This window comes from Nucisporomicrobium flavum (assembly GCF_016464385.1).
GTDB lineage: Bacteria > Actinomycetota > Actinomycetes > Mycobacteriales > Micromonosporaceae > Actinoplanes > Actinoplanes flavus_A.
The window spans coordinates 108455-134403 of sequence record NZ_JADMLH010000002.1 but is presented as its reverse complement, the minus strand read 5'-3'; the positions used below and the strand labels follow the sequence as shown (position 1 = coordinate 134403).

The 25949-nt window shown below is 69.5% G+C and carries 19 protein-coding genes and 1 pseudogene; 8 read left to right on the top strand and 12 right to left on the bottom strand.

Annotated features, from left to right (window positions below; genetic code table 11):
- Nucleotides 1-7: 7 nt before the first annotated feature.
- On the bottom strand, nt 8-1084 hold the full coding sequence (locus tag IT780_RS04810) for a glycoside hydrolase family 19 protein (RefSeq protein ID WP_372443631.1): 1077 nt from the start codon (nt 1082-1084) through the stop codon (nt 8-10).
- Nucleotides 1085-1299: 215 nt separating this feature from the next.
- On the opposite strand from IT780_RS04810, the gene IT780_RS42990 reads away from it, so the two are divergent.
- Complete coding sequence (locus IT780_RS42990) at nt 1300-2583, top strand: methyl-accepting chemotaxis protein (protein ID WP_199510181.1); 1284 nt, start codon at nt 1300-1302, stop codon at nt 2581-2583.
- A 3-nt stretch (nt 2584-2586) separates the two neighbouring features.
- Here IT780_RS42990 and IT780_RS04800 read toward each other — a convergent pair whose 3' ends face one another.
- Nucleotides 2587-4065, bottom strand: a complete 1479-nt coding sequence (locus tag IT780_RS04800) for a calcium-binding protein (RefSeq protein WP_199510180.1) — start codon at nt 4063-4065, stop codon at nt 2587-2589.
- Nucleotides 4066-4076: 11 nt separating this feature from the next.
- Nucleotides 4077-5888, bottom strand: a complete 1812-nt coding sequence (locus IT780_RS04795) for an FG-GAP and VCBS repeat-containing protein (RefSeq protein WP_199510179.1) — start codon at nt 5886-5888, stop codon at nt 4077-4079.
- 158 nt (nt 5889-6046) lie between these two features.
- On the opposite strand from IT780_RS04795, the gene IT780_RS04790 reads away from it, so the two are divergent.
- A complete protein-coding gene (locus IT780_RS04790) occupies nt 6047-7990 on the top strand; it encodes an McrB family protein (RefSeq protein ID WP_199510178.1) in 1944 nt (647 codons plus the stop codon).
- Nucleotides 7987-9453 carry a 5-methylcytosine restriction system specificity protein McrC gene (locus IT780_RS04785; RefSeq protein WP_199510177.1) on the top strand — a complete coding sequence of 489 codons (1467 nt, stop codon included), beginning with the start codon at nt 7987-7989 and terminating at the stop codon, nt 9451-9453. Before IT780_RS04790 ends, IT780_RS04785 begins: the two co-directional genes overlap by 4 nt.
- Before the next feature lie 12 nt (nt 9454-9465).
- Here IT780_RS04785 and IT780_RS04780 read toward each other — a convergent pair whose 3' ends face one another.
- Both IT780_RS04780 and IT780_RS04775 read right to left on the bottom strand, forming a co-directional pair.
- Nucleotides 9466-10530 (bottom strand): aspartate-semialdehyde dehydrogenase, encoded by a 1065-nt coding sequence (locus IT780_RS04780; RefSeq protein WP_199510176.1) that lies wholly within the window; start codon nt 10528-10530, stop codon nt 9466-9468.
- Between the two features lie 6 nt (nt 10531-10536).
- The gene (locus IT780_RS04775) at nt 10537-11802 is read right to left on the bottom strand and encodes an aspartate kinase (RefSeq protein WP_199510175.1); all 1266 of its coding nucleotides are present in this window, start codon (nt 11800-11802) and stop codon (nt 10537-10539) included.
- 234 nt (nt 11803-12036) lie between these two features.
- Here IT780_RS04775 and IT780_RS04770 point away from each other — a divergent pair, with 234 nt between their 5' ends.
- The 5 genes and pseudogenes from IT780_RS04770 to IT780_RS04750 all read left to right on the top strand — a co-directional run bounded on the left by IT780_RS04770 (nt 12037) and on the right by IT780_RS04750 (nt 18115).
- Nucleotides 12037-12852: a hypothetical protein gene (locus tag IT780_RS04770; RefSeq protein WP_199510174.1), complete on the top strand. Its 816-nt coding sequence runs from the start codon at nt 12037-12039 to the stop codon at nt 12850-12852.
- A 196-nt stretch (nt 12853-13048) separates the two neighbouring features.
- Complete coding sequence (gene leuA, locus IT780_RS04765; protein WP_199510173.1) at nt 13049-14788, top strand: 2-isopropylmalate synthase; 1740 nt, start codon at nt 13049-13051, stop codon at nt 14786-14788.
- A gap of 392 nt (nt 14789-15180) precedes the next feature.
- Nucleotides 15181-15855 carry an HNH endonuclease family protein gene (locus IT780_RS04760; RefSeq protein WP_307831041.1) on the top strand — a complete coding sequence of 225 codons (675 nt, stop codon included), beginning with the start codon at nt 15181-15183 and terminating at the stop codon, nt 15853-15855.
- Nucleotides 15856-16052: 197 nt separating this feature from the next.
- Nucleotides 16053-16451: pseudogene (locus IT780_RS41590) on the top strand (hypothetical protein); the annotation flags it as partial.
- Nucleotides 16452-16498: 47 nt separating this feature from the next.
- Nucleotides 16499-18115 (top strand): beta-N-acetylhexosaminidase, encoded by a 1617-nt coding sequence (locus IT780_RS04750; RefSeq protein ID WP_199510171.1) that lies wholly within the window; start codon nt 16499-16501, stop codon nt 18113-18115.
- Between the two features lie 124 nt (nt 18116-18239).
- Here the strand turns inward: IT780_RS04750 and IT780_RS04745 are convergent, their stop codons facing one another.
- The 7 genes from IT780_RS04745 to IT780_RS04715 all read right to left on the bottom strand — a co-directional run bounded on the left by IT780_RS04745 (nt 18240) and on the right by IT780_RS04715 (nt 25909).
- Nucleotides 18240-19301 carry an ABC transporter ATP-binding protein gene (locus IT780_RS04745; RefSeq protein ID WP_199510768.1) on the bottom strand — a complete coding sequence of 354 codons (1062 nt, stop codon included), beginning with the start codon at nt 19299-19301 and terminating at the stop codon, nt 18240-18242.
- Nucleotides 19302-19450: 149 nt separating this feature from the next.
- Entirely contained in the window at nt 19451-20488 is a 1038-nt protein-coding gene (locus IT780_RS04740) for an ABC transporter ATP-binding protein (protein ID WP_199510170.1), read from the bottom strand.
- A complete protein-coding gene (locus tag IT780_RS04735) occupies nt 20488-21501 on the bottom strand; it encodes an ABC transporter permease (protein WP_199510169.1) in 1014 nt (337 codons plus the stop codon). The genes IT780_RS04740 and IT780_RS04735 overlap by 1 nt, the downstream gene beginning before the upstream one ends.
- Nucleotides 21502-21595: 94 nt before the next feature.
- Nucleotides 21596-23350 carry an ABC transporter substrate-binding protein gene (locus IT780_RS04730; protein WP_307831040.1) on the bottom strand — a complete coding sequence of 585 codons (1755 nt, stop codon included), beginning with the start codon at nt 23348-23350 and terminating at the stop codon, nt 21596-21598.
- 71 nt (nt 23351-23421) lie between these two features.
- The gene (locus IT780_RS04725; protein WP_307831039.1) at nt 23422-24378 is read right to left on the bottom strand and encodes an ABC transporter permease; all 957 of its coding nucleotides are present in this window, start codon (nt 24376-24378) and stop codon (nt 23422-23424) included.
- A gap of 600 nt (nt 24379-24978) precedes the next feature.
- Complete coding sequence (gene recR, locus IT780_RS04720) at nt 24979-25572, bottom strand: recombination mediator RecR (protein WP_199510166.1); 594 nt, start codon at nt 25570-25572, stop codon at nt 24979-24981.
- A 4-nt stretch (nt 25573-25576) separates the two neighbouring features.
- Entirely contained in the window at nt 25577-25909 is a 333-nt protein-coding gene (locus IT780_RS04715) for a YbaB/EbfC family nucleoid-associated protein (protein WP_199510165.1), read from the bottom strand.
- Nucleotides 25910-25949 lie beyond the last annotated feature (40 nt).

Below are 25949 nucleotides of genomic sequence, written 5' to 3'. Positions count from 1 at the left end.
GCGCAGCTCAGCAGTAGAGGTTGCTGCCGGGGCTGACGCCGAGGATCGCGGTGAAACGGTTGTACGCGTCCACGCGGCTCTGCACCTGCGCGGGGTTACCGCCGTTGCACTCGAGCGAGCCGTTGATGCTGCGGATCGTCTCGCCGAAGCCACGGCTGTTCACCATGGCGTCGTGCGGGGTCATGGAACCCGGGCCGCGCTGGGTCATCCAGTACCAGACGGCGGTCTGGTAGGCCACCGACGCCTCGTTCTTGACCCGGTCCGGGTCGTTCAGCAGGTCGATGCCGAGCGCGTCGCCGGCCGCCTTGTAGTTGAAGTTCCAGCTCAGCTGGATCGGCCCGCGACCGTGGTACGCGGACTGCCCGGCCGGGCACCCGTACGGCTGGTTGCGGTCGCAGTACAGCGGCCAGTTCGCCTGGTTGATCTCCTCGACGTAGACCAGCCCGCCGGACTCGTGGTTGACGTTCGCCAGGAACGCCGCGGCCTCCTGCTTGCGGACCGTGTCGCTGCCGGCCGTGGTGAACGCCGGGAACTTCTTCACGGCGTCGAGCAGGCCGGCGTACGAGTAGAACGGGATCCGGTTCGGGAACATCTGGTTGAACTGCGCCTCACTGACCGGGAAGCCCGATCCGGTGCTCGGCGGCGGCGGGTTCGTCGTGCCTCCACCCCCGGTGCAGCTGTACGGCTCCCAGAACCAGGTGCTGATGACCGGGTCGTAGCCGGGGTTCTCGTACTTGGCGCGGTAGTGGTTGCCGTTGGTGTACTTCACGATCGAACCGGCCGGGTAGAACGTGCCCGCGGCCCAGTTGGGGTAGTTGCAGCTGCCGCCGGTGTTGGGCGGGGGCGTGGTGCCGCCGCCGCACGAGCCGTTGTCCTGCCACACCCCGGAGCCGCCGGTGCTCGGCGCCTCGCCCTGGGTCCACCACTTCGCGGTCCAGTTGTGGCTGCCGTACGACGCCTTCATGCCGCCCGTGTAGACGGCGCTGCTGCTGTACGCCGCGACGCAGGCCTCGGCCGCGTTGGAGGACGTCATGGGGATGACCGCGGCGGCCGCGCCGGCGACGGCGACACCCACGGTCGCCATGATCGCCAAAAGCCGTTTTCTGGGCATGGTTCACCGTTTTCACATCGGGAGGATCAAGGGGGATGGATCGACTCAACTAGATCGACAGCGGTCGCGTCAATATCTGTAAAGAAACTTCAGGGATTAATCTGAAACCGACCTGCCACCGCCCGATTGCTCCCGCTTGCGCCCGGACGAACCGACAGGGATCGCGACCCCACCCGAAAGGTGCAGCGATGACGATGCTCGGCCGCTTCGTACCGGACGCCGCCCTTTCGGAGCAGGCTTTCGCCGCCCGGCACCGGGTGCTGCGGTTCCTGCTCTGGCTGCACGTACCCGTGGTGCTCGTGCTCGGGTACTTCACCGGCGAGCTCAGCCCGGGCCACCACTCCACGCTGCTGCTCGCCGTGATCGGTGGCGTCCTCGCCTGCGGGGTCATCGCCGGCACCGCCACGAGCCAGCGCGGCCGCGCGATCTCCACCAGCGTGGGCTTCCTGCTCGCCACGGACGCGCTCGTCCACGCCGGCGGCGGCTCGATCGACCTGCACTTCCACTTCTTCGTGGTGATCGTGCTCATCGGCCTCTACCAGGAATGGACCGCCTTCGCGGTGGCCGTCGCCCTGGTGGCCACGCACCACTTCGGGGTAGGCCTGCTCGCCCCCGAGCTCGTGTTCGCCCACGCCGACCACTCCACGTCCGCGCTGTTCTGGCGCGCCCTCCTGCACGCCGGGTTCGTCCTGGCGATGTCGGCGGCGCAGATCGCGTACTGGCAGTTCGACGCGGCCGCCCGGCGCGAGAACGACGCCCGGCAGGCCCAGCTCGCCGAGGAGACGGCCACCCGGCTGCGCGAGGCCGCCGAGGAGGCCACCCGGCGGGAGGAGAACGCCCGCGACGAGGCGGCGGCCCAGCTGGCCCGCGCGGAGCAGATGGCCGTACGCCTCGAGCACGTCCTGCAGCGCACCAGCGAGACCGGCGCCCGGCTGCGCACCGACGCCGACGAGGCCCTGGGCGGCTTCGAGTCGGCGCTGTCGGACGTGGCCCGTACCGTCGAGCACGCCAGTGCGCAGGTCGGCACCACCCTCTCGGACGCCGACGCGGCGCTGACGTCTCTCGAGGAGCTGCGGGTCTCGGTGGCGGACATCGCCACGATCGCCGGCATGATCCAGTCGGTCGCCGACCAGACCAACCTGCTCGCGCTCAACGCGACGATCGAGGCCGCCCGCGCGGGCGAGGTCGGCAAGGGCTTCGCGGTGGTGGCAGGCGAGGTGAAGCAACTCGCGGGTCAGACCGCCGAGGCGACGGCCCGCATCGAGGCCACCGTGCACGAGGTCACCACGGGCGCCGCGGCGGTCGGCAAGGCCGTGTCGGAGATGACGAGCCGGCTGAGCTCGGTGGCCGACGCCCAGCGGCTCGCCTCGTCCGTGATGGGCGAGCAGGTCACGCTCGCCGGCCAGACCCGTGAACTGGTCACGAGCGCGGCCGGCGAGGTGGCCCACTCCACCGCGGGCATCACGCCCTGAGGCTCACGCCTCGCTGCGCTCGCAGTTCACGAACTCGCCGGTGCCGAACCGGCCGGGCACGCAGGCGTCGCCCACCTCGGTGTTGGCGCCGCCGTCCAGCACGTACCGGTCGTGCTCGTCGTAGTCGCCGCCGGTGAGGACGTCGTCGCCCGCCTCGCCGTAGACCTTGTCGACGCCGCCGGCGATGCCCTCGCCGCCGTCCAGCGTGTCGTTGCCGGCGCCGCCGCGGATGACGTCCGACCCGTGGCCGCCGTCGATGCGGTTGGCGGCGGCGCTGCCGGTCAGCGTGTCGTTGCCCCAGCCGCCCACGAGGTTCTCGACGTCGGCGCCGATGGTGTCCTTCTCGCCGGAGGAGCCGTCGTCGCCGGTCGTGCCGTCGAGATCGGCGACCACCGTGACCAGCCGGTCGTAGTAGTCGACGGTGTCCACGCCCGGACCGCCCAGCATGACGTCGCTGCCGAAGTCGCCGTGCAGGTTGTCGTTGCCGTTGCCGCCGTCGATCCGGTCGTTGCCCGTACCGCCGTTGAGGTCGTCCGTGCCGCTGTAGCCGTACAGCTTGTCGTTGCCCTCGTTGCCGAAGATCCAGCCGTCACCGGTGTTCCCGGCCAGCCAGTCGTTGCCCTGGCTGCCGTCGATCCCCTCGATGTCGGCGCCGACGGAGTCGCCCTCGTTCCGGGCCCCGTCGTCCTTCTTCTTGCCGTCGGCGTCCACCACGACGCCGCCCTTGCGGAAGTAGTAGTTGACCCGGTCCCAGCCCGGCCCGCCGTGCATGTCCTGGGCGCCCCGGCCGTCGCTCTCGTTCTGGAAGAACTCGTCCATGCCGTCGTCGCCGTACAGGACGTCGCTGCCGGAGCTCTCCTCGAAGTAGTCGTCCCCGGCGCCGCCGTGCGCGACGTCGTTGCCCGAATCCGGCCGGATGCGGTCGAAGTCCGGGCCGCCGTAGATCGTGTCGTTGCCCGGGCCGCCGATCAGCTCGTTGCTGCCCGTACCGCCGTAGATGGTGTCCTTGCCGCCGGCCGAGTAGATGTAGTCGTCGCCGCCGGCACCCCAGATCGTGTCCGCGCCGTCGTCCGCGTACAGGTCGTCGTGCTTCGGCCCACCGGTGATCCAGTTGTTGCCGGAGCCGGCCCGCGCGGTCATGCCGAGGTCGGTGCTGTTCTTGATCGAGTCGTTCTTGTCGCCGGTGTACACGAAGAACCAGGTCGGGTTCTTCGGCGTCGTGCAGCGGACCTTCGTGGTGTCGCCGGAGACGGCCTTGCAGCCGGCGCCCGCCTTGACGGTGACGACGTCGTCGATCGTGAACGTCCGGCCGGACCGGGTCACCACGACCTTGTTGGCCTTGCCGCTCGCGGCGGAGTACTGGACCTTCGTGTCGCCGACGACCTTAGCGACGCCGGAGGACGCGGCCGACGCCGGGCCGGCGATCAGGGTGCCGCCGGCGGTCAGAAGTCCCGCCACGGCGGCGGACAGCGCGATGCGCATGCGTACGTTCCTCACTGGTGGGCCACGTAACCGTAGGAGGCTTCCACGACGCCCAGCGAGCGGCCGCTGACGACGGAGCCGCCGCCGAGGCCGTTGCTGCCGCCGTACAACTTCGTCACCGTGCCGGACGCCCAGCCCGCGGCGTCGCCCGAGACGCTCTCGCCCGGCGCGCCGACGGCGGCGTCGAGCCCGTTCTTGCCGTTGAGGTTGAGCAGCGAGACCGCGGCGCCGAAGGCGTCGCCCTTCTCCGGGCCGTCCGGGACACCCCCCGAGGACTGCGACAGCGACCACGAGCCGGAACCGGTCAGCCCGTTGCGCGAGCCGCGCAGCAGCACCACCTCGCCGGCGTCCGTGGTGCCGCCGATGTCCTCGCCCGGCACCCCGACCAGCACGTCGGCGATGCCGTCCTGGGTCACGTCGCCGACGGCGATCGCATCGCCGAAGTAGTCGTCCCCCTCGGAGGAGCCCGCGATGCTCCGGTCGTGCTGCGACAGCAGAACCATGCCCTTGGTGGTGATGCCGGAGCCGCCGACCTTCAGCGTCACGACCACGCCGCCGTTGATCTCCCAGTTCGCCTGCGCCGCCGAGTCACCCACGACGACCTCGCCGTACCCGTCACCGTTGGTGTCCCCGATGGCGAGGACGCCGCCGAGGTACCAGACCACGGCGTCCTTGGCCTCGGCCACCGCGCCGGTCGACGAGCCGCTCACGACCGTGACCTTGTTCGACGAGACGCCGGCGCTGCTCCCCCAGAACTGCGTGACGGAACCGCTGCCCATCCACGCCTGACCGTCGTCCTCCTGCGGCGCGCCGATCACCACGTCCCGGTACTTGTCCTTGTTGATCTTCCCGATGGCGAGGCCACCACCGAAGTGGTCATTGGTCTCGGCACCGCCCGGCACGCCCGAGCTGTTCTGGTCGATCCACTTCGCGCCGGTCGCGACGACCCCGCTCGTGCTGCCCTTGAGCACGACGGCGGCGCCGGCCTCCTTCTTGCCGCCCACCTTCTTGCCCGGGATGCCGATCAGCAGCTCGTCCCGGCCGTCACCGGTCACGTCCCCGGCCGCCAGCGAATCGGCGAACCAGTCCGACGTCGCCGAGGCGCCTGGAACCCCCGAGGTGCTCTGGTTGAAATGCTTGACCGCGTCGACCTTCAATCCCGACGGCCCGCCCGGGAAAACCCACACAGCGCCCGCGAAATACCCCATCGCGCGCAGGTCGGCCTCGCTCGGGTCGGCGATCGCCAGGTCGTCGTACTTGTCGCCGTTGAAGTTCCCGGTCACCAGCTCGACGCCGAAGCACCCGCAGCCGGTCCCGCCCGGGATCTCGGTGACGAGCCGGTCCACCGCGGGAGCCGACGAGTACGTGACGATCACGCCACCGGTGCTGAACGCGGCGATGTCATCCCGCCCGTCACCGTCGAAATCGGACCGCGTGGCGCCGCTGCCGGTCACCGGCGTCCGGGTCACGGACGTGCGCAGGTGCAGCAGCGTGATCCCGTCCCGGACGATCTCGGCGGCGCCGGGCAGCTCGGACGACATGGCGTGGGCGTCCGCGCCGCCGGCCTGGGCGGCTCCGGCGTTCGCGGCACCGGCCTGGGCGGCTCCGGCGTCCGCGGCGCCGGCCTGGGCGGCGCCGGGGTTGGCGGCGCCGGCCCGGGCCCGGGCCGCGTGGGCCTTGACCTTGGGGGACCAGGGGCGCGCGGAGGGGTCGCCGGCCGGGGGCACGGGACGCTGCCCGGCATCCGCCGGAGTCATCGCGAGGAAAGTGGCGGAGGCCGCCGATGCGGCAACAACGGCCGCGACGATGCGTACGAGTTTCACGGTGCTCCTAGAAGTCAGGAGCAGCACACTAGAAGATCGTCAATCTCACCGCTGTCCCATACAGTGTGACCCAGGACACAACCGCGATTATCGAACCTACAGGTCTTCACCTCGGCAGGTTTCCCGGCGGTTCGATGAGCGGCCCCTAGGCTGTATCCATGGCGCTACCCGACATCGACGACGCTGCCGTTCTAGCCACCCTGCAGGAGTTCGACGAGCTCGGCAGGATGCAGTTTCTCGACCGATACGGGTACGGGGTCGCCACAACCTACCTGCTCCGTCACGAGGGCCGCTTCTACGATCCCAAGGCCGTGCTCGGCGTCGCTTATCGGAGAACCGAGCATGGCGTCGCCCTGAAGCCGCACGAGTTCGATGCAACGGAAGCCATCTCGCGGCTTGGCCGGCTGGGCTTTGAGGTGCTTCCCTTCAACGGCATCTGGTGGGTCAACCAGGGCGAAAGCTACAGCATCGAACGGGACGGTGGCTTCGTCTGGGCGCCGCTCACCGACAAGGTGGGCCGCGAGCTCGGCCACCACAAGAACGTCAATAACCTCCGCGTCGGCCAACGGACCATCCACTATGTCAATGGCTGGATCCGAGCCGTTGGCACGGTCGCCGCCGCTCCCACCGTCGCTCCGCAACCGAAAGCGCTCAGCCGCGACACCTGGATCAACGACGGTTACCTCTGCGCAGTCGACTACCGAGAGCTGGAGCAGCGCATCGCCCGGGATGACATTCCGGGACGGCACAATGATGTTGATTCGGGAATTTTCGCCACCAACGGCAACGTGAAGTTGGGCTACGTGTACTCGGTCAAGCCGGAGTACCTGTTCACCCTGCTCGAGTTCCTCAACCAGCGGATCCCCGACTTTTTCGACAACATCGTCACCCACGAGCACTACGTCGCCGAGGAGCAGAGCGGGGTCATGGGCGAACGGGAGCCCAGCAACCCCATCGTTAGCGCGCTCCGATCGTTCAAGAATGTGGTCCTGGAGGGCGTGCCCGGCACCGGCAAGACGTACGCCGTCGAGCAGGTCGCCGACGACTGGAAGCACATGACAGGTCGGGACCTGATCGACTTCGACGGCGTCCCGTTCTGCGCCACGGTGCTCCACCCCAGCAGCTCGTACGAAGACTTCGTCGAAGGCCTTCGCCCCGAGGTAAAGCACAGCGGGGATGCGACCCAGCTGTACTTCGACGAGAAGCCCGAAGGGACGGGCGGCTTTGGTATCCGAGATGGGTTCTTCCTCTCGGTGTGCGCTCGAGCGGTGGAAACGCCCCACAAGGATGTGCTTGTTCTCCTGGACGAGCTCAATCGCTGCAACGTACCCAGCGTGTTCGGCGATCTTCTCCTCTCCTTGGATAAGTCACGCCGAGGGACTCATGTGGCGTTTGGTCCGGAGGCACGAGCGTTCCCGCGTGAGGCTCGCGACTGGCAGGCCGCGACGCCGGTGACCCTGCCGTACTCAGGCCGGAAGTTCTTCGTCCCGGACAACGTCTACGTCATCGCGACGATGAACACGACCGACCGGTCCGTCGCTCCGCTGGATGCCGCGATCCGCCGGCGGTTCGCCTTCCATCGCCTGGAGCCGCAGATGCCGGAGGCCAACATCCTGACGGAGACCCAGCCGGCGGCTACTCGGGAATTGTTCGCCAGGTCTGCCCAGGTTCTTACGGACCTTAACCAGAACGCGCTTCGCCCCTGCCTCGGGCCCGACGCCATGATTGGCCACTCCTACCTCTATGCGCTAGCGGCGAACCTCACGGCCTCCGCCGACCTCAACGCGGGCATCGAGGAGCTCAAAACGCAATGGCGTTACGCCATCCTTCCGCAACTCATCGACTCCGTACGCTCGTTCGGCGGGGAGGACCTCCTGAGCGTTCGAACGAGGGACGCTTGGCTCGCCCGCCATGCCGACCAGACGCCGGCCGCAACCGCGGTCGTCGCCTTGGACCAGCTAGACGAGTTTCTGATGAGCGCTCTCGACCTCCGAATTGCGGTGGAGGGCGTCGGCTTGTCGCGAGGAGCGCGCATCGAGGAGCGCGTCGCCGTCGTGGCTCCCGACGAGGTCGTAGCCGACGACGACGAATCGCCCGCATGACCATCACCCTCGCGGCGGCGCCTCGGGGCGGCACCATCGGTTTCACGACGGTGGGTGACCGGGATCGGCAGCTCACCATCGGTGTGTTGCCGAAAGCATGGCGCCCAGCGGGGCGGAGCAAGGTAGTCCAGTCGAGCGAATGGCCGGCCGGCGGCCACCAAAGCGTCGCGCTCTACGAAACGGATCGGTGGCATGTCGCCACCTCGGACAGCGGTCTCGACCGGCTGCTGATGAGGTGCCTTCAGGTCAGCCAGGATAGGGACCCTGACTCGTCCTGGGGCGACAGCGCCCTCCTCACCATGGACATACTGCCTAGCCCTGCTCGGCTTAGCGCAGCTGTGCCGGTGGATACGGCAGGCGACGCCTCCGTGACGGACTTGGTGATGCTTTTTGACCGGCTGAAGGTGCTGTTTCCCGAGTCCGACGAGCTTGACGGGGCATTGACGCACTCACCGCTGCACCGGCCTCTGTTATGCCGGCGGCTGCTGAAGGAGGTGCTCGAACTAGCCCACTCGGCCCGACGGGGATACCGAAGCGTCACGAGTGTCGGCGGGACCATCCGCGGCAGGATTTCCCCCACCTCCATCGCCCAGCACGTCGCGACGGGCGATCCCCGCCTCACGGTCTCGTACAACGAGCTCACCGAATCAACGGTGCTCTTGGGCATCATTACGGCGGCCCTCGAGCAGATAGCCGACGGGTTCGCCCTCCGGTCCCCCTTCGACGGCGAATATTCGGCCGCCGCGCTCGAGCAAGACGCCGTATCGCTACGCCGAGCCTTCAGTGAGGTGACCGCTCTGCCCAGCGCCAAGGCCCGACTGCTGGGACATCGGCTTCGGCTTTCGCGCCTGGACCAACCGTGGTTGCCGGCGCTGCAGATGTCGCTGACCCTGCTCGACGAGAAGGAGCACAGTCCGCAATACGCCGACGCCAGACTCACCGACGCTATCGAGTTGGCCGTACCGACCCACCGGCTCTGGGAGCGCATCGTTACGGAGGCGATGCGCCGCGCCGGCTTCACCGAGTTGTTTCACCATTCAGTGCAGCCGGTCGGCCTCACGAGCGATCCTTGGCTGACAAGTACCGGCAAGGGAACCGGCAGTCGACCCGATAACGTTGCGCGGCTCGGCGGCCACCTCTGGGTTGTCGATGCCAAGTACAAGACGCCGCCCGATGGCGCCTGGCCCTCACGCGATGACCAGTACCAGATCTTCGCGTACACCCATCTCGTCCAGCACCGGGGAGAGGCCGCTACCCGAGCGGCGCTGGTCTACCCGGGATTGGGCAAGACGAAGGGGTGGCGACGCGGCCGCGGCAATGCGGCCGAACCGTGTGACCTATTGGCCGTCCAAATTCCGTTTCCCGCGCCACAAGAGGCTCGCAGCCAGACAGCGTGGAAGAACTACCTCGATAGGGCCGGCTGGGCGTTGCGACAGGCCATAGCAACGCCCGAGCTCAGCTGACTCGCCACAGTGTCAGGCTTTGCTGAATTCCTCGGCGAGCAGCTCCGCGATCTGCACCGTGTTGAGCGCCGCGCCTTTTCTCATGTTGTCGCCTGTGATGAAGAGGTCGAGGGCTCGGGGGTCGTCCATGGCGCGGCGGATGCGGCCCACCCAGGAGGGGTCGGTGCCGACCGCGTCGATGGGCATGGGGAATTCGCCGGCTTCCGGGTCGTCGACCAGGATGACGCCCGGGGCGTTGCGGAGGACCTGGCGGGCCTCCTCGGCGTTCAGCTCGGAGGCGAAGACCGCGTGCACCGCGATGGAGTGGCCGGTCACGACCGGGACGCGGACGCAGGTGGCGGAGACCTTGAGGTCGGGCAGGCCGAGGATCTTGCGGGACTCGTTGCGGAGCTTGAGCTCCTCGGAGGACCAGCCGTCGGCGGCGAGGGCGCCCGACCAGGGCACGACGTTGAGGGCGAGCGGGGCCGGGAACGGGCCGAGGTCGTCGCCGACGGCCTGGCGGACGTTGCCCGGGCGGGAGCCGAGCGTACGGTCGCCGGCCACCTTGCTGAGCTGGTCGTGCAGGACGTCCACGCCGATCTGGCCCGCGCCGGAGACCGCCTGGTACGAGGCCAGCACCAGCTCGCGCAGCCCGTACTCGTGGTGCAGCGGGGCGATCGCCATGATCATGGCCATCGTGGTGCAGTTGGCGTTGGCGACGATGCCGCGCGGGCGCCGGCGCAGCGCCTCGCGGTTGACCTCGGGCACGACCAGCGGGACGTCGGGCTCCATGCGGTACGCCGACGAGTTGTCGACCACCGTCACGCCGCGGGCGACGGCCACGGGCGCCCACTCGAGCGAGACGTCGTCGGGCACGTCGAACATCGCCACGTCGACGCCGTCGAAGACCTCCGGGGTGAGCTCGCGGACGGTCAGCTGCTCGCCGCGGCAGGCGAGCTCCTTGCCGGCCGAGCGGGCCGACGCGACGAGGCGGATCTCGCCCCAGACGTTGCGGCGGGAGGTGAGCAGCTCACGCATCACCGTGCCGACGGAACCGGTGGCTCCGACGACCGCGAGCGTGGGCTGCGGCGACCCCATGCGCCGCTACCGGCCGGTCCCCGCGTACACGACGGCGGTCTCGGTGCCGCCCAGCTCGAAGGTGTCGTGGACCGCGCGGACCGCGGTGTCGAGGTCGCTGTCGCGGCAGACCACCGAGACCCGGATCTCCGAGGTGGAGATCATCTCGATGTTGACGCCGGCCTCGCCGATGCAGGCGAAGAACTGCGCGGCGACGCCCGGGTGCGAGCGCATGCCGGCGCCGATCAGCGACACCTTGCCCACGTGGTCGTCGAAGAGCAGGCTCTTGAACTTGATCTGTTCCTTGATCTTGTCCAGCGCGGCCATGGCGGTGGGGCCATCGGCCTTGGGCAGCGTGAACGAGATGTCGGTGCGGCCGGTGCCCTCGGTCGACACGTTCTGCACGATCATGTCGATGTTGATCTCGGCCTGGGCGACCGTCTCGAAGATGCGCCCGGCGGCGCCCGGCTCGTCCGGCACGCCGACGATCGTGATCTTGGCCTCGCTCCGGTCGTGGGCGACCCCGGTGATCAGCGCTTGTTCCACGTTCGGGTCCTCCATCGATCCGGTGACGACAGTGCCGGGCTTGTTCGAGTACGACGAGCGTACGTGGATCGGCACCTTGAACCGGCGCGCGTACTCCACGCATCTCAACATCAGCACCTTGGCCCCGCCGGCCGCCAGCTCGAGCATCTCCTCGTACGTGATCTGCTTGATGTGGCGCGCGTTCGGGACGATCCGCGGGTCGGCGGTGAAGACGCCGTCCACGTCGGTGTAGATCTCGCAGACGTCGGCGTTGAGCGCCGCGGCGAGCGCGACCGCCGTGGTGTCGGAACCGCCGCGGCCCAGCGTGGTGATGTCCTTGGTGTCCTGGGAGACGCCCTGGAAGCCGGCGACGATCGCGATCGCGCCCTCGTCGAGCGCGGTCCGCAGCCGGCCGGGCGTCACGTCGATGATCCGCGCCTTGCCGTGCACCGAGGTGGTCAGCACGCCGGCCTGGGAGCCCGTGTAGGACCGGGCCTCGTAGCCGAGGTTGTGGATCGCCATCGCGAGCAGCGCCATCGAGATGCGCTCGCCGGCGGTCAGCAGCATGTCCAGCTCGCGGCCGGGTGGCAGCGGGCTCACCTGGTTGGCCAGGTCGAGGAGGTTGTCGGTGGTGTCGCCCATCGCGGACACCACCACGACGACGTCGTCACCGGCCTTGCGGGCGTCCACGATGCGTTCCGCCACGCGCTTGATGCGCTCGGCATCGGCCACGGACGAACCGCCGTACTTCTGCACCACCAGAGCCACGGCAGCCGACTCCCTTCCCAACGCCGTACCAGCCTGTACGTGCCGACGCCGCCGGGCTCATCCGGCCGGCGGCGTCGGTCGCGTCAATCGCAGACCAGCCTAGCGGCGCAGGCCGGCATCGCTGACACGCGATCCCAGATTCCGGCCTGTGCGGCACACCACCCCACGACACGCCGGGAAGGTTCGGGTCCTTGCATCGACTCGTACGCGGGGTCCGGAGGCGAGAATGTCGCGATGCGCTCCCGTCCCGCCTCGCGTGCTTTGTCCGCGTTGGCCGCCGCCCTGCTGATCGCCGGCGTCGCCGCGTGCTCAGACGCGGCGCCCGCGGTGAAACCCGCCCCGACGACCGCCTCGGCGCCTCCCGAGGACGACGACGCGCGCATCGGCCTCGCCGCCCACGCGGCGCTGGCCATCGATCGCCAGTACACGGCCGTCTACACGCTCGACGTGGCCGGTCAGGCGCAGAGGTCGGTCATGGCCACGGTCGCCACGGACGGAAGCTGGCGGGTCGACATCCCGGGCGGCGCCCTCGGCGGTACGGCCGACGTCTCCGTGGTGCAGACCGAGGCGGGCGTCTTCCAGTGCGCCATCCCGTCCGCCACGAACCCGGTCGCGCCGTACTGCATCCACGTCGCCGACAAGGGCAAGCAGCTCCCCAAGCGGTACGACCCCAAGGTGCAGCGGGTGTTCCGGCAGTGGCTGTCCGTCTTCACCGACCGTCAGGCCGCGCTCTCCGTGACCGGCGCGCAGCCGCTGCCCGGCTCGTCCGGCGAGTGCTATTCGGTCGACGGCATCTCCGCGTCGCTCGCCGCGCCCGTCGACGTCGGCATCTACTGCTACAGCGACGACGGCCTGCTGACGGCCGCGCGGGTGGATTTCGGGACATTGACGATTTCGGGTACGCCCGCAGCCGCGCCCCCGACGGTCGACCTGCCGGGCCCGGTGGCCGGCGGCGAGCCGATGGGCATGTCGTCCCCGCCGCCCACCACCCCGCCCGTGACCTCGTCCGCGACCTCCCAGCAGCCATCGACCGCTCCCTCGGCCGGGTGAGCTGAGCGGGGGTTTCTCACGATCCGGGCGTAGAGTTAGCGCCGGGCGAGCCGACCGCCTAGGGTGACTTTTGACATGTGGAACGCGCTTCTCCTTCGCTGCCGCGACGAGGCCCCATCTGAGGCCGGCACCTCGTCGCGGAGTTGACGCGCGCCGGTCGGTCCTCGTGAACTGACCAACCTGCACAGGAGCCCGCATGTCCAGCGACGTGAACGCCGATCCGATCGCCCGGCAGAGTCCCAGCCGGATGCCGTTCGAGCGCTACACCCCGTATCAGCAACAGTTCGCCGTCGACCTGCCCGACCGCCGATGGCCGTCGCGGCGCGTCGAGGCCGCCCCGCGCTGGTGCGCGGTCGACCTGCGCGACGGCAACCAGGCCCTGATCGACCCGATGTCCCCCGAGCGCAAGCGGCGCATGTTCAGCCTGCTCGTCGCGATGGGCTACAAGGAGATCGAGGTCGGCTTCCCGGCCGCCAGCCAGACCGACTTCGACTTCGTCCGCCAGCTCATCGAGCAGGACCTGATCCCGGACGATGTGACGATCCAGGTGCTGGTCCAGTGCCGCGAGCACCTGATCGACCGCACGTTCGAGTCGATCCGCGGCGCCAAGCGCGCCATCGTGCACTTCTACAACTCGACCTCGACGCTGCAGCGCCGCGTCGTCTTCGGCCTGGACAAGGCCGGCATCACCGACATCGCGACGACCGGGGCCCGGCTCTGCCAGAAGTACGCGGAGATCCACACCCCGGACACCGAGATCTTCTACGAGTACTCGCCGGAGTCGTACACGGGCACCGAGCTGGACTACGCGCTGGAGATCTGCTCGGCGGTCATCGACGTCATCGACCCCACGCCGGACCGCCCGCTGATCATCAACCTGCCGGCGACCGTCGAGATGGCCACGCCCAACGTGTACGCGGACAGCATCGAGTGGATGGACCGCCACCTGCCGCGCCGCGAGAGCATCATCCTCAGCCTGCACCCGCACAACGACCGCGGTACGGCCGTGGCCGCCGCCGAGCTGGGCGTGCTGGCCGGCGCGGACCGCGTCGAGGGCTGCCTGTTCGGCAACGGCGAGCGCACGGGCAACGTGGACCTGGTCACGCTGGGCCTCAACCTGTTCTCGCAGGGCATCGACCCGATGATCGACTTCTCGGACATCGACGAGATCAAGCGCGCGGTGGAGTACTGCAACCAGCTGCCGGTGCACGAACGGCACCCCTACGTCGGCGACCTCGTCTACACCGCGTTCTCCGGCTCGCACCAGGACGCGATCAAGAAGGGCCTGGCGGCGCTGCAGGAGGACGCCGCGGCGGCCGGTGTCGACGTGGACAAGTACGCCTGGGGCGTGCCGTACCTGCCGATCGACCCGAAGGACCTGGGGCGCACGTACGAGGCCGTCATCCGGGTCAACTCGCAGTCCGGCAAGGGCGGCGTGGCGTACATCATGAAGGAGGAGCACAAGCTCGACCTGCCGCGCCGGCTGCAGATCGAGTTCTCCGGCGTGGTGCAGCACGTGACCGACGCCGAGGGCGGCGAGGTCGGCCCGCAGCAGATGTGGGACATCTTCGCGAGCGAGTACCTCGTCGACCACCAGCAGTTCGGCATCATCGAGCTGGAGCGCTACACGACGGCCACCGTGGACGGCAAGGTCGAGATCGACGCGGAGGTGCGGCACCGCAACACCCGCCGCCCGGTCGTGGGCCTCGGCAACGGCCCGATCGACGCGTACGTGCAGGCCCTCGAGCCGCTGGGCATCAAGGTCCGCGTCCTCGACTACGCCGAGCACGCCCTGACGTCCGGTGAGGACGCGCAGGCCGCCGCGTACGTGGAGTGCGAGATCAACGACCGCACGGTGTGGGGCGTAGGCCTCGACGCGAACATCGTCACGGCCTCGATCAAGGCCGTGACCAGCGCGGTGAACCGCGTCCGCTGAGCGGGCGCCATCCACGGAGCCTTTCCTGGTACGCCGCCGGCCACGAGCCGGCGGCGCGCCGAGCCCGGTCACGAGCCGGACCCCCGACGCAGAAGCCGGCCACGAGCCGGACCCATACCGCAGCCGCCGGCCACAAGCGGGAGCAGGCGCGGAGCGCGGATACCACGGACACATCGGACGGCCGGCCACGAGCCGGTGACGTCCCACGGAGGAGCCGGCCATCGGCCGGCAGCCCCGACGCGGTGGCCGGCCACGAGCCGGCGGCCCTGAGACGGTGGTCGGCCACGAGCCGGCGGCCCTGACGCGCCGGTCACGAGCCGGCGGCACGCGGGACGATTCGGGCGGGGGTGATGGGCGGGGCGAAGCGGGCGTTCGTTGCATACGCTTGCTTCGTGCCCCCTCGCCCCACCCCCCGCCGGACGGTGCGCGTCACCGTCGCCCTGCTAGCCCTCACTGCCGTCACCGCCGCCGGGTGCGAGGTGACCGTCACCGACCAACCCGGCTCGAAACCGGGCGGCAAGACGACCAATTCCACTCGGGACGCCAAGACCGCCCAGGCAGCGCTGGACAAGCTCACCGTTGCCAGGTCCGGTTCGATGGCCCGGTACAGCCGGGACAGGTTCCCGCACTGGCGCAGCACCGGCGACAACTGCGACGTCCGCGACACTGTGCTCAAGCGCGACGGCACCAAGGTGAAGGTGTCCGGCTGCAACGTGGTCGCGGGTACGTGGATCAGCGCGTACGACGGCCTGCGGATCACCGACCCGGCGAAGGTCGACATCGACCACATGGTGCCGCTGGCCAACGCGTGGCGCTCCGGTGCCAGCTCGTGGACCGACGACAAGCGCGGAGACTTCGCCAACGATGTCGACGATCCGCAGCTCATCGCGGTTTCGGCGGCGTCCAACCGGTCAAAGGGTGATCAGGACCCGTCGACCTGGAAGCCCCAGCGGACCGCCGCCTGGTGCCAGTACGCCGAGGACTGGATCGAGGTGAAGTCGCAGTGGAAGCTCACAGTGACGACCGCCGAGAAGAAGGCCCTCACCGACATGCTGAGGAACTGCTGATGACCGAGCCCGCCGCACCGCAACCTGCCGCGACCCAGCCCGCGGCGCCCCAGCCGGCAGCCGCCGCCCGTCCCGAGGCCGCGGAGACACCGGCCCAACCGGCCGCGGCCACGCCGCCCGCGGCCACGCCGGCCGCGGGGAGCGAGTCGCCGCAGGGCTCTGCCGACCGCCCGGCCGCCGCAGAGACGCCGGCCCAGCCGGCCACGGCCCAGGCGAGCGCACCCGAGCCCACCGCGACCGACGCCGACGCGACGCAGCCCGCGACACCCGCGGCGGACGCGACGCAGGCGGCGGGCACGGCGGATGCCGCGGCGGGTGGGGCGGGCGCCGCGCCGGGTGGGGCGGGCGCCGACAGCCGGACCACCGACATCGTCGCCGGTCAGGGCGGCGTCATGACCGACGAGGTCGGCGTCGTCACCGGCGACCTCACCCTGCGTACCGAGCTCTCCGGCGGCCAGGTCGTCGTCCGGGCCCAGTACAAGGACGCCGACGAGTGGTACACCGTCACCGGCGCGAAGGCGCAGCTCAAGGATCCGGCCGACCTGGACGCGGTGCATGCCGTCGCGGTGGGCATCCTCAACCGGCCCGAGGGCTGATCCGCAACAACCTTTACAGATCGAGAGCGGCCTATGTAGCGTCGGGCATGGCCAAATCCGCTCTGTCTCGCCTGCTCACCGCGGCGGCGGTGAGCCTCCCGCTGCTCGCCGCCCAAGCCGCACCGGCAGCCGCCGCCCAAGCCGCCCCGAAAGCGGCCGCATCGTCCGCCACCCCGGCCCTTTCCAGCGTCCTCCCGGCACCGGTCCAGGTCAGCCCCGACGCGGGCGCCACGTTTCACCTCGGCCCGCTCACTGTGATCCGCACGCAGCCCGGCTCGCCCGCAGCCCGCGCGGTCGGCGAACAGCTGGCCCGGGACCTGCGGCCGGCGACGGGCTATGCGCTTCCCGTCCTGCCGGTCGCGCCCCGGCGGCTGCCGAGCATCTCGCTGCTGCTGGGTGCTCGCGAAAGCCGCCTGGGCAGCGAGGGCTACCGCCTCGACGTGACCCGGCAGGCCGTCACGATCCGGGCAAACAACCCCGCCGGCCTCTTCGCCGGCGCGCAGACGTTGCGTCAACTGCTGCCCGTCGAAATCGACTCGCCGACCGTGGTCCGGCGGTCGTGGACCGTGTCCGGTGGCAGCATTCTCGACTACCCGCGGTTCGCGTACCGGGGGGCGATGCTGGACGAGGCGCGGCACTTCCACACCCCGGACGAGATCAAGGCGTACGTCGACGAGATCAGCCGGTTCAAGGTGAACCACCTGCACCTGCACCTCTCCGACGACCAGGGCTGGCGTATCCAGATCGACAGCTGGCCGAAGCTCACCGCGGTCAGCGGCGGCGCGGGGACCGGAGTCGACGGCGAGGGTCCCGGATTTCTCACGAAGGCCCAGTACAAGGACATCGTCGCGTACGCCGCGAAGCGTTACGTGACCATCGTGCCGGAGATCGACATGCCGGGGCACGTGAACGCGGCGCAGGTCGCGTACCCGGAGTTGACCTGCGACGGGGTGGCGCCGCCGCCGCGGACCGACACCGAGGTGGGGTACAGCTCGCTGTGCATCGGCTCGGAGACGACGTACCGCTTCGTCGAGGACGTGATCCGCGAGCTGGCCGCCATGACGCCGGGGCCGTACCTGCACATCGGCGGTGACGAGGCGCACGCCACGCCCGAGGCGGACTACGTGGCGTTCCAGCAGCGGGTGCTGCCGCTGGTCGCCAAGTACGGCAAGACCGCGTACGGCTGGAACGAGATCACCAAGGCCCCCGCCTCGAACAAGGCAGTCGCGCAGTTCTGGGACACCGCCACCACGAACCCGACCGTGGCGGCGGCGGTCACCCGGGGCACCAAGGTCGTGATGTCGCCGGCGAACAAGGCGTACCTGGACATGAAGTACGACCCGAGCACCCCGCTGGGCCTGGACTGGGCCGCCTACATCGAGGTCGCCGACGCGTACGGCTGGGACCCGGCGACCCGCGTGACCGGCGTCGGCGAGAACGCGATCCTCGGCGTCGAGGCGCCACTGTGGTCGGAGACCCTGCGCAGCCTGGACGACATCGAGTTCATGGCGTTCCCCCGCCTGCCCGCCATCGCCGAGCTCGGCTGGTCCCCGGCGTCGACGCACGACTGGACGTCATTCTCGGCCCGGCTGGGCGCGTACGGTCCGCGGTGGACGCTGCAGGGTGTCAACTTCTACCCGTCCCCGCAGATCAATTGGGGTTGATCTTCCCCACTCACGCAGAATGAAGGGGCCAGGGCCAGCGAATGCTGGGCCCCGGCCCCGGCCTCGGCGGGAGCGACGGTCCGCGCCACCCACCGAGCTACGACATCGATTTGTTCTTGATCTTTCAGGGGGTCGGCGCGCTCACCGGGCGCCGGCCCTCGACCGTCTCGCCCTCGACGATCGGGAAGTGGCAGGCCGTCTGGTGCGAGGCCGCGTCGCCGAGGCGCGGGATCAGCGGCGGTTCCTCCTTGGCGCAGATGTCCTGCGCCTTCCAGCAGCGGGTCCGGAACCGGCAACCCGACGGCGGGTTGATCGGGCTCGGCACGTCGCCGGTGAGCAGGACCCGCTCGCGCTGGGCCCGGTCGCGGCGCGCCGGGTCCGGGACGGGGACGGCCGACATCAGGGCGACCGTGTACGGGTGCCGCGGGCTGGTGTACAGCTTCTCCCGCTCGGCGATCTCGACGATCTTCCCGAGGTACATGACGGCGACGCGGTCGGAGATGTGCCGGACCACCGACAGGTCGTGCGCGATGAACACGTACGTCAGGTCGAACTCGTTCTGCAGGTCGTCGAGGAGGTTGACGACCTGCGCCTGGATCGACACGTCGAGCGCCGACACCGGCTCGTCCGCGATGATCAGCTTCGGTCGCAGCGCGAGCGTCCGGGCGATGCCGATGCGCTGGCGCTGGCCGCCGGAGAACTCGTGCGGGTAGCGGTTGTAGTGCTCAGGGTTGAGCCCGACCAGCTTGAGCAGGTCCTGCACCGCGCGCTTGACGCCGTGCTCGGTCTTGACGCCCTGGATCCGGAACGGCGCCCCGACGATCGTGCCGACGGTGTGCCGCGGGTTCAGCGACGAGAACGGGTCCTGGAAGATCATCTGCATGTCCCGCCGCATCGGGCGCAGCTTGCCCTGACGCAGATGGGCGATGTCCCGGCCGTCGAACTCGATCGAGCCGCCGGTGGGCTCGACCAACCGGGTCAGCAGGCGGCCGGTGGTGGTCTTGCCGCAGCCGGACTCGCCGACCAGGCCGAGCGTCTCACCCTTGTAGACGTCGAACGTCACGCCGTCGACCGCACGCACCGCGCCGACCTGGCGGCGCAGGAGGCCCTTGGTGATCGGGAAGTGCTTCTCGAGGCCCTTGACGGACAGCAGCGGCTCGCCCTTGACGGCCCGCTCCTCCCGCATCACCTCGGCCGGCACGGGGTCGCTCAACCGCACGGCCTCCGTCGGTCCCGCCGCCTCCGCCGAGGCCGCAGCGCCGGCCATGGGGTCCGCCGGCACCGCCGTGCGCCCGGTCGGGTCGGCCGGGATCGCCGCCGCGCCGCTCTCGTCGTTCACTGCGCCTCCAGCTTCGGCTTGACCTCTTCACGCCAGATCCGCTGACGCTCGGCGGTGGGCAAGTGGCAGCGGACCAGGTGCCCGGGCCGGCCGGCGACCGTGAGCTCCGGCGTCAAGGTCGTGCCCAGGCCGCCGGTGCGCGGCTCGTAGGCGCAGCGCGGATGGAACGCGCACCCGGACGGCAGGTTGATCAGTGACGGCGGGAGACCCGGGATGGGCACGAGCCGGTCCAGGTTGGGCCGGTCGATGCGGGGCATCGAACCCAGCAGACCCCACGTGTACGGGTGCTCCGGCTCCTCGAAGATCGTCCGGGCGGTGCCGTACTCGATGCAGCGGCCGCCGTACATGACCAGCACCTCGTCGGCGAGCTCGGCCACCACGCCCAGGTCGTGCGTGATCACGATGAGCGCCGAGTTGAACTCCTCCTGCAGGTTGTGCATGAGGTCGAGGATCTGCGCCTGGACCGTCACGTCCAGCGCGGTCGTCGGCTCGTCGGCGATGAGCAGCTGCGGGTCGTTCACCAGCGCCATGGCGATCATCGCGCGCTGGCGCATACCGCCGGAGAACTGGTGCGGGTAGTCGTCGACGCGGCGTGCGGGCTGCGGGATGCCGACCCGGCCCAGCATGTCGATCGCGTGCTTGCGGGCCACCTGCTTGGAGACCCGGTGGTGCACCCGGTACGCCTCGATGATCTGGTGCCCGATCGAGTAGAACGGGTGCATCGAGGACAGCGGGTCCTGGAAGATCATCGCCATCTTGGCGCCGCGCAGGGCCCGTACGGTCTCCGGCGCCGCGCTGACGAGCTCCTCGCCGTCCAGCCAGATCTGGCCGGAGACCTGCGCGTTGCGCTTGTTGTGCAGGCCCAGGATGCCCAGGCTGGTGACCGACTTGCCGGAACCCGACTCGCCGACGATGCCCAGCGTCTTGCCGCGCTCCAGCCGGAACGACAGCCCGTCGACGCTCTTGACCAGGCCGTCGTCGGTCGGGAACGAGATCTTCAGGTCCTTGACCTCGAGGAAGGGTTCGGCTGCCACTAGCTGATCCTCACTCGCGGGTCCACGACTGCGTAGAGCAGGTCGACGATCAGGTTGGCGACGACCACGAAGAGCGCGGCCATCATCGTCACGCCGAGCACCTTCGGCAGGTCGTTGTTGGTGATCGCGTCGACCGCGTACTTGCCCAGCCCCGGCAGGGAGAAGACCTGCTCGGTGAGGACGGCGCCGCCGAGCAGCAGACCGAAGTCGAGACCGAAGATGGTCAGCAGCGGGGTCAGCGCGGCCCGCAGGCCGTGCCGCACGTTCACGGCACTCTCCGGCAGGCCCTTGGCGCGCGCCGTACGGATGTAGTCCTCGCCGAGCGTCTCCAGCATGCCGGCCCGGGTGAGCCGGGCGTACTGGGCGGAGAACTGGAAGGCGAGCACGATCCACGGCAGCAACAGCGCATAGAACCAGTCGGCGGGATTCTCGGTGAACGGGGTGTAGGAACCGCCCGAGGCCGTCCATCCCAGCTTGTAGCTGAAGACGAGCAGGCCGATCAGGCCGGTGAAGAAGATCGGCATGGAGACGCCGGCGAGCGAGACGGTCATCGCGGCGCGGTCCAGCAGGGAGCCCCGGCGCAGCGCGGAGATCACGCCGGTCGAGACGCCGAAGAACGCCCACAGCAGCGCGGCGCCCACGGCGAGCGACAGCGTCACCGGCAGCCGGTCGAGCAGGTCCGGCCACACCGGCTGGCGGGTGATGAACGAGTAGCCGAAGCAGGGCGCCGGGCAGTGCTCCGTACCGCTGCCGTAGTCGTACTCGGAGCCGAGGAAGATGCCCTTGACCCAGCGGCCGTACTGCACCCAGATCGGGTCGTAGAAGCCCAGCTTGTGGGCGATGAGGTTGACCGTCTCCGGCGTCGCGGCGCGCCCCACGTACCGGGTCGCCAGCGTCTCGGGCGTCGCGCCCACGACCCGCGGAACCAGATAGAAGATCGCGAAGACTGCGGCGCTGACGATGAAGAGCAGCACGACGGCCGCTAACAGACGCCTGATGATGTACGTGATCACAGTGCCCGGCTACGACGGCCGGCCCGGGTCGCCCCGGACCGGCCGCCTGCTGCCTTCACCTACCCAATCGGAACTAGGACGCCAGAGGTGGTGGTCACGCGACGCCGAGCGCCACGTAGTCGTACATGTTGTACGCCGGGTTGACGTACACGTTGGTCAGCTTCTTCGGACGGATCAGCAGGGCCTTGGCGTAGACGCCGGGGAGGATGAACGCGTCCTCCATGACCTTCTTGTCGATCGCGCCCCACTGCGCCTCACGCGCCTTGGCGTCCGTGTTGCCCACCGCGGCGTCGAGCAGCTTGTCGACGTCGGGGTCGCGGACGCTGGCGTTCGAGGAGCCACCGGTCTCCCGGATGACCCGGCTGTCGACGATCTGCGACAGGTAGCCGAAGCCGTCGTTCCAGTCCGCGCCCCAGCCGTTCAGGACGAGGCCCAGGTTGTTGGCCTTCACGTACGGCGGGTTGCCGGCGTACTGCGAGAAGTAGTCACCCTGCGGGAACGGCTTGAGCGTCAGCTTGATGCCGACCCGGGCCAGCGACTGCTGCAGCGACTCGGCGGTGGCCTTCTCCTTCGGCCGCTCGGCACGGTAGGCGATGTTGGTCGAGAAGCCGTTCGGCTGACCGCAGGCCGCGAGGGCCTCCTTCGCCTTCGCCACGTCGCCGGTGTTGTCCGGACCGGCCGGGTACAGGTCGAACTTCTGGTAACCCGGGATGGTCGGCGGCATGACCGTGCTGGCGATGTCGCCACCGGCGAGCGGGCCGCCGTACGCGGTCTGGTAGCCGGTACGGTCCGCGGCGTACTGGACCGCCTTGCGGCAGTCGATGTTGTCGAACGGCTTCACCGTGCCGACGATCGAGGTGTACCAGAGCCGGCTCTGGTTCGGGTTGTCCGTGCCGGCCTTGGCCGTCGGGTCCCCCACGACGCGGCCGAGCGTGGCGGGCTGCACGCCCGTGCCGACCACATCGATGTCCAGGTCGCCGGAGAGCAGCCGGTTGTCGATGTCGTCCGCGTTGACGTTCAGCGAGACCTCGAAGCGGTCCGGCAGCGCCTTGCGGAACGGGTCGGTCTCCGCGCTCCAGTTCGGGTTGCGCTTGAGCGAGAAGTTCTTGCCCAGGTTGTTCTGGTCGAACATGTACGGGCCCGTGGAGACCACGTGCTCCTTGTACTTCGCGGCCGTGTCCTTGGCCTGCGGGACCGGAACGGTCTGCGGCAGCGCGGCCATGTAGTCGAAGCCACCGAACGCCTGCTTGAGGTGGAAGACGATCGTGCTGTCGTCCGGCGTCGAGATGGCCTGGTCGGTGTTGACGCCCTTGGACTTGTACGGGCCCTTGTAGCCGGCCGGCAGGTTCAGGAACTGCTCGAAGTACGCCGGGCCGTTCGGGAACGTCGCCTTGTCGATCGAGCGCAGCACCGCGTACTTGACGTCGGCCGACTTGACCTCGGTGCCGTCCTCGAACTTGACGCCCTTACGCAGCTTGTACGTCCACGTCTTGCCGTTGTCGTTCGTCTCGCCCAGGCCCTCGGCGAGGTCCGGGGTCAGCTCGTTGCCGGCCGCGCCCGGGGAAGCCTTGAACGTGAGCAGGCTGCGGCCGTACAGGCGCAGGAAGTCCCACGAGTAGCCGTAATATGTCTCGCCCGGGTCGAGGGTGTCCCAGTCGCCCGAGTTCGCCAGGCGGATGGTGCCGCCCTTCTTCTCGGAGGGGTTGAACACCTTGTCCAGGGCGGCGTTGAACTCCGCCTTGGCGGAGCTGCCCGAGCTGGAATCGTCCTTGCCCCCGCCGCACGCGGCGGTCAATCCGAGTGCCAGGGCGGCCGTCGCGGCCACCAGCACCCTTGTTCTCTGGATCACTTGTAGCAACCTCCCTGAAGGAACGGCCCGCTTGGACCGCCTGGCTGGCGAGAAAGTCATCCGGCGCATGATCAGCGTCGGCCCTTGGGGTCGAGCGCGTCGCGCAGGCCGTCACCGAACAGGTTGAAGGCCAGCACGGTGATGAAGATGGCCATGCCCGGGAAGAACATGAAATGCCAGATCGTGTAGAAGCGGGCGGCGTCGGAGAGCATCCCGCCCCAGCTGGCGGTGGGTGGCCGGACCCCGACCCCGAGGAACGACAGCGCCGCCTCGAACAGGATGTTCGTCGGGATGAGCAGCGTCGCGTAGATCAGGATGGGCGCTACAAGATTGGGCAGAAGTTCCTTGAAGATGATGTACGGCCCGCGCGCGCCGAGGCTGCGCGCCGCGTCGACGAACTCGCGTTCCCGCAACGACAGCGTCTGCCCGCGCACGATGCGGCCGATGTAGGGCCAGCTGAAGAAGCCGATGATGAAGATCAGCATGGCGATCCGCAGCGCGTCCCCGGACAGCCCGAACGCCTTGTCCGGGATGACGCCGGCCAGCGCGATCGAGAAGACCAGCAGCGGGAAGGCCAGGAAGACGTCCATCGCCCGGCTGATCAGCGCGTCGACCCAGCCGCCGAAGAAGCCGGCCACCACGCCGAGCGTGGCGCCGATGACCACCGACAGGCCGGTCGCCAGGAACGCGATCAGCAGCGAGATCCGGGCGCCGTAGACGACCCGGCTGAAGATGTCCCGGCCGTTCTGCGGCTCCACACCGAACAGATGGTCGCCGCTGATGCCCGTACCGCCCTTGGGCGCCAGGGTGTTGACGTCGATCAGGTTCTGGTGGAACTCGTTCGGCGGATCGCCGAGAAGCTTGACGATCAACGGGGCGAAGACCGCGACCAGGATCAGGAAGACGACGACATAGCCGCCCGCCATGGCGACCTTGTCGCGCTTGAGCCGGGTCCAGGCGATGCGGCCGAGCGAACGGCCCTCGATCGCCTTGCCGGGGACGCTGCCCCCGGCGGGGTCCGGAGCCACCGGAGCCTGGTCAGAGACCGTGCCGGGTCCAACGACCATGAAGCGCCCGGTCCTCTCCCGGCGACCGCGCCACGACGCCACGGCCGAGCCGGGCCAGCTGCGCTCCGGATCGGTCCGGCCCCGCAACGCGGGCAACCGATCGGTTGTCGCGTACGTGGACTACAGCCGGCCCCCGCGATGGTGACGCCGGGCCGGCATGCCGAACGTGCGAACGGGTTGCGCCGTCGCACGAGAGGAACGCTCACGTACTCGGCGGCGCGGGTCAAGACCCTCCGGCCCTCGTAACCAAGTTCAGGCCGCGCCGTGATGACAGCGTGATCTGTTACCGGCACCACATCCGTACGCCCGCACCGTAACCGACCGAACAGGCAGGCCGGGCACTTTGCCGGAAGAACCCACCAAACGGCTCCGGCGCGGCGACCGAGCGGGCGGGCGCGGCCGGACGGGCCCGGCCGGACCGGTGATGGAGACGCCGCCCGTTCGCAGACGCGGCCCGGTCGTAGGCGGCCCGGTCGTAGACGCGGCGGCGCGGCCCGGCGCGGCGGCGCGGCCCGGCGCGGCGGTGCGGCGGATTGAATGCGTGGCCGGGCCCGGCCTGTGTCAGACGGCGCGGCGGCCTTCGAAGGCGCGGCCCAGCGTGATTTCGTCCGCGTACTCCAGGTCGCCGCCGACGGGGAGCCCACTCGCCAGCCGGGTGACCGCGATCCCCATCGGCTTGATCATCAGCGCCAGGTACGTCGCGGTCGCCTCGCCCTCGGTGTTCGGGTCGGTGGCGAGGATCAGCTCCTTCACCTCGCCGGTGCCGAGGCGCAGCAACAGTTCCCGGATGCGCAGGTTGTCCGGCCCGATGCCCTCGAGCGGATTGATGGCGCCACCCAGGACGTGGTAGCGGCCGCGGAACTCGCCGGTACGCTCGATCGCCACGACGTCCTTGGGTTCCTCCACCACGCAGAGCACCTCGTTGGTGCGGCGCGGGTCGCGGCAGACCCGGCACTGCTCCGACTCGGCGACGTTGAAGCAGGTCGTGCAGAACCGGACCAGCTCCTTCACCTTGCGCAGCGAAGTGGCCAGCCGGTTCACGTCGGCGGGGTCGGCGGAGAGGATGTGGAACGCGATCCGCTGGGCGCTCTTCGGGCCGACGCCCGGCAACCGCCCCAGCTCGTCGATCAGGTCCTGGATGGCACCTTCGTACACGGGCTCAGAATCCCGGCAGGGTCAGGCCGCCGAGACCGCCGGTGGCCGGGCCCATCTTCTGCTCGGTGAGCTCGCGCTGCGCCTCGGCGGCGTTGTGGATGGCGGCGAGCACCAGGTCCTCGAGCGTCTCGACGTCGTCGGCGTCGACCGCCTTGGGGTCGATCTTCACGGACTTGAACTCGCCCAGCCCGGTCACCACGACGGTGACGAGGCCACCGCCGGCGGTACCGGTGAGCTCCGCCTCGGCCAGCTCGGCCTGCGCCTGCGCCATCTGCTGCTGCATCTTCTGCGCCTGCTTCATGATCTGCTGCATGTTCGGCTGTCCACCGGGGCGCATCGCATAACTCCTCTGTCAGGGGGTGGTCGGATCCATTGTC

Coding starts and splice junctions, on each gene's coding strand:
- IT780_RS04810 (WP_372443631.1), bottom strand. CDS start 1,084: ATGGCGACCGTGGGTGTCGCCGTCGCCGGCGCGGCCGCCGCGGTCATC.
- IT780_RS42990 (WP_199510181.1), top strand. CDS start 1,300: ATGACGATGCTCGGCCGCTTCGTACCGGACGCCGCCCTTTCGGAGCAG.
- IT780_RS04800 (WP_199510180.1), bottom strand. CDS start 4,065: ATGCGCATCGCGCTGTCCGCCGCCGTGGCGGGACTTCTGACCGCCGGC.
- IT780_RS04790 (WP_199510178.1), top strand. CDS start 6,047: ATGGCGCTACCCGACATCGACGACGCTGCCGTTCTAGCCACCCTGCAG.
- IT780_RS04785 (WP_199510177.1), top strand. CDS start 7,987: ATGACCATCACCCTCGCGGCGGCGCCTCGGGGCGGCACCATCGGTTTC.
- IT780_RS04780 (WP_199510176.1), bottom strand. CDS start 10,530: ATGGGGTCGCCGCAGCCCACGCTCGCGGTCGTCGGAGCCACCGGTTCC.
- IT780_RS04770 (WP_199510174.1), top strand. CDS start 12,037: ATGCGCTCCCGTCCCGCCTCGCGTGCTTTGTCCGCGTTGGCCGCCGCC.
- leuA (WP_199510173.1), top strand. CDS start 13,049: ATGTCCAGCGACGTGAACGCCGATCCGATCGCCCGGCAGAGTCCCAGC.
- IT780_RS04750 (WP_199510171.1), top strand. CDS start 16,499: ATGGCCAAATCCGCTCTGTCTCGCCTGCTCACCGCGGCGGCGGTGAGC.
- IT780_RS04745 (WP_199510768.1), bottom strand. CDS start 19,301: ATGCGGGAGGAGCGGGCCGTCAAGGGCGAGCCGCTGCTGTCCGTCAAG.
- IT780_RS04715 (WP_199510165.1), bottom strand. CDS start 25,909: ATGCGCCCCGGTGGACAGCCGAACATGCAGCAGATCATGAAGCAGGCG.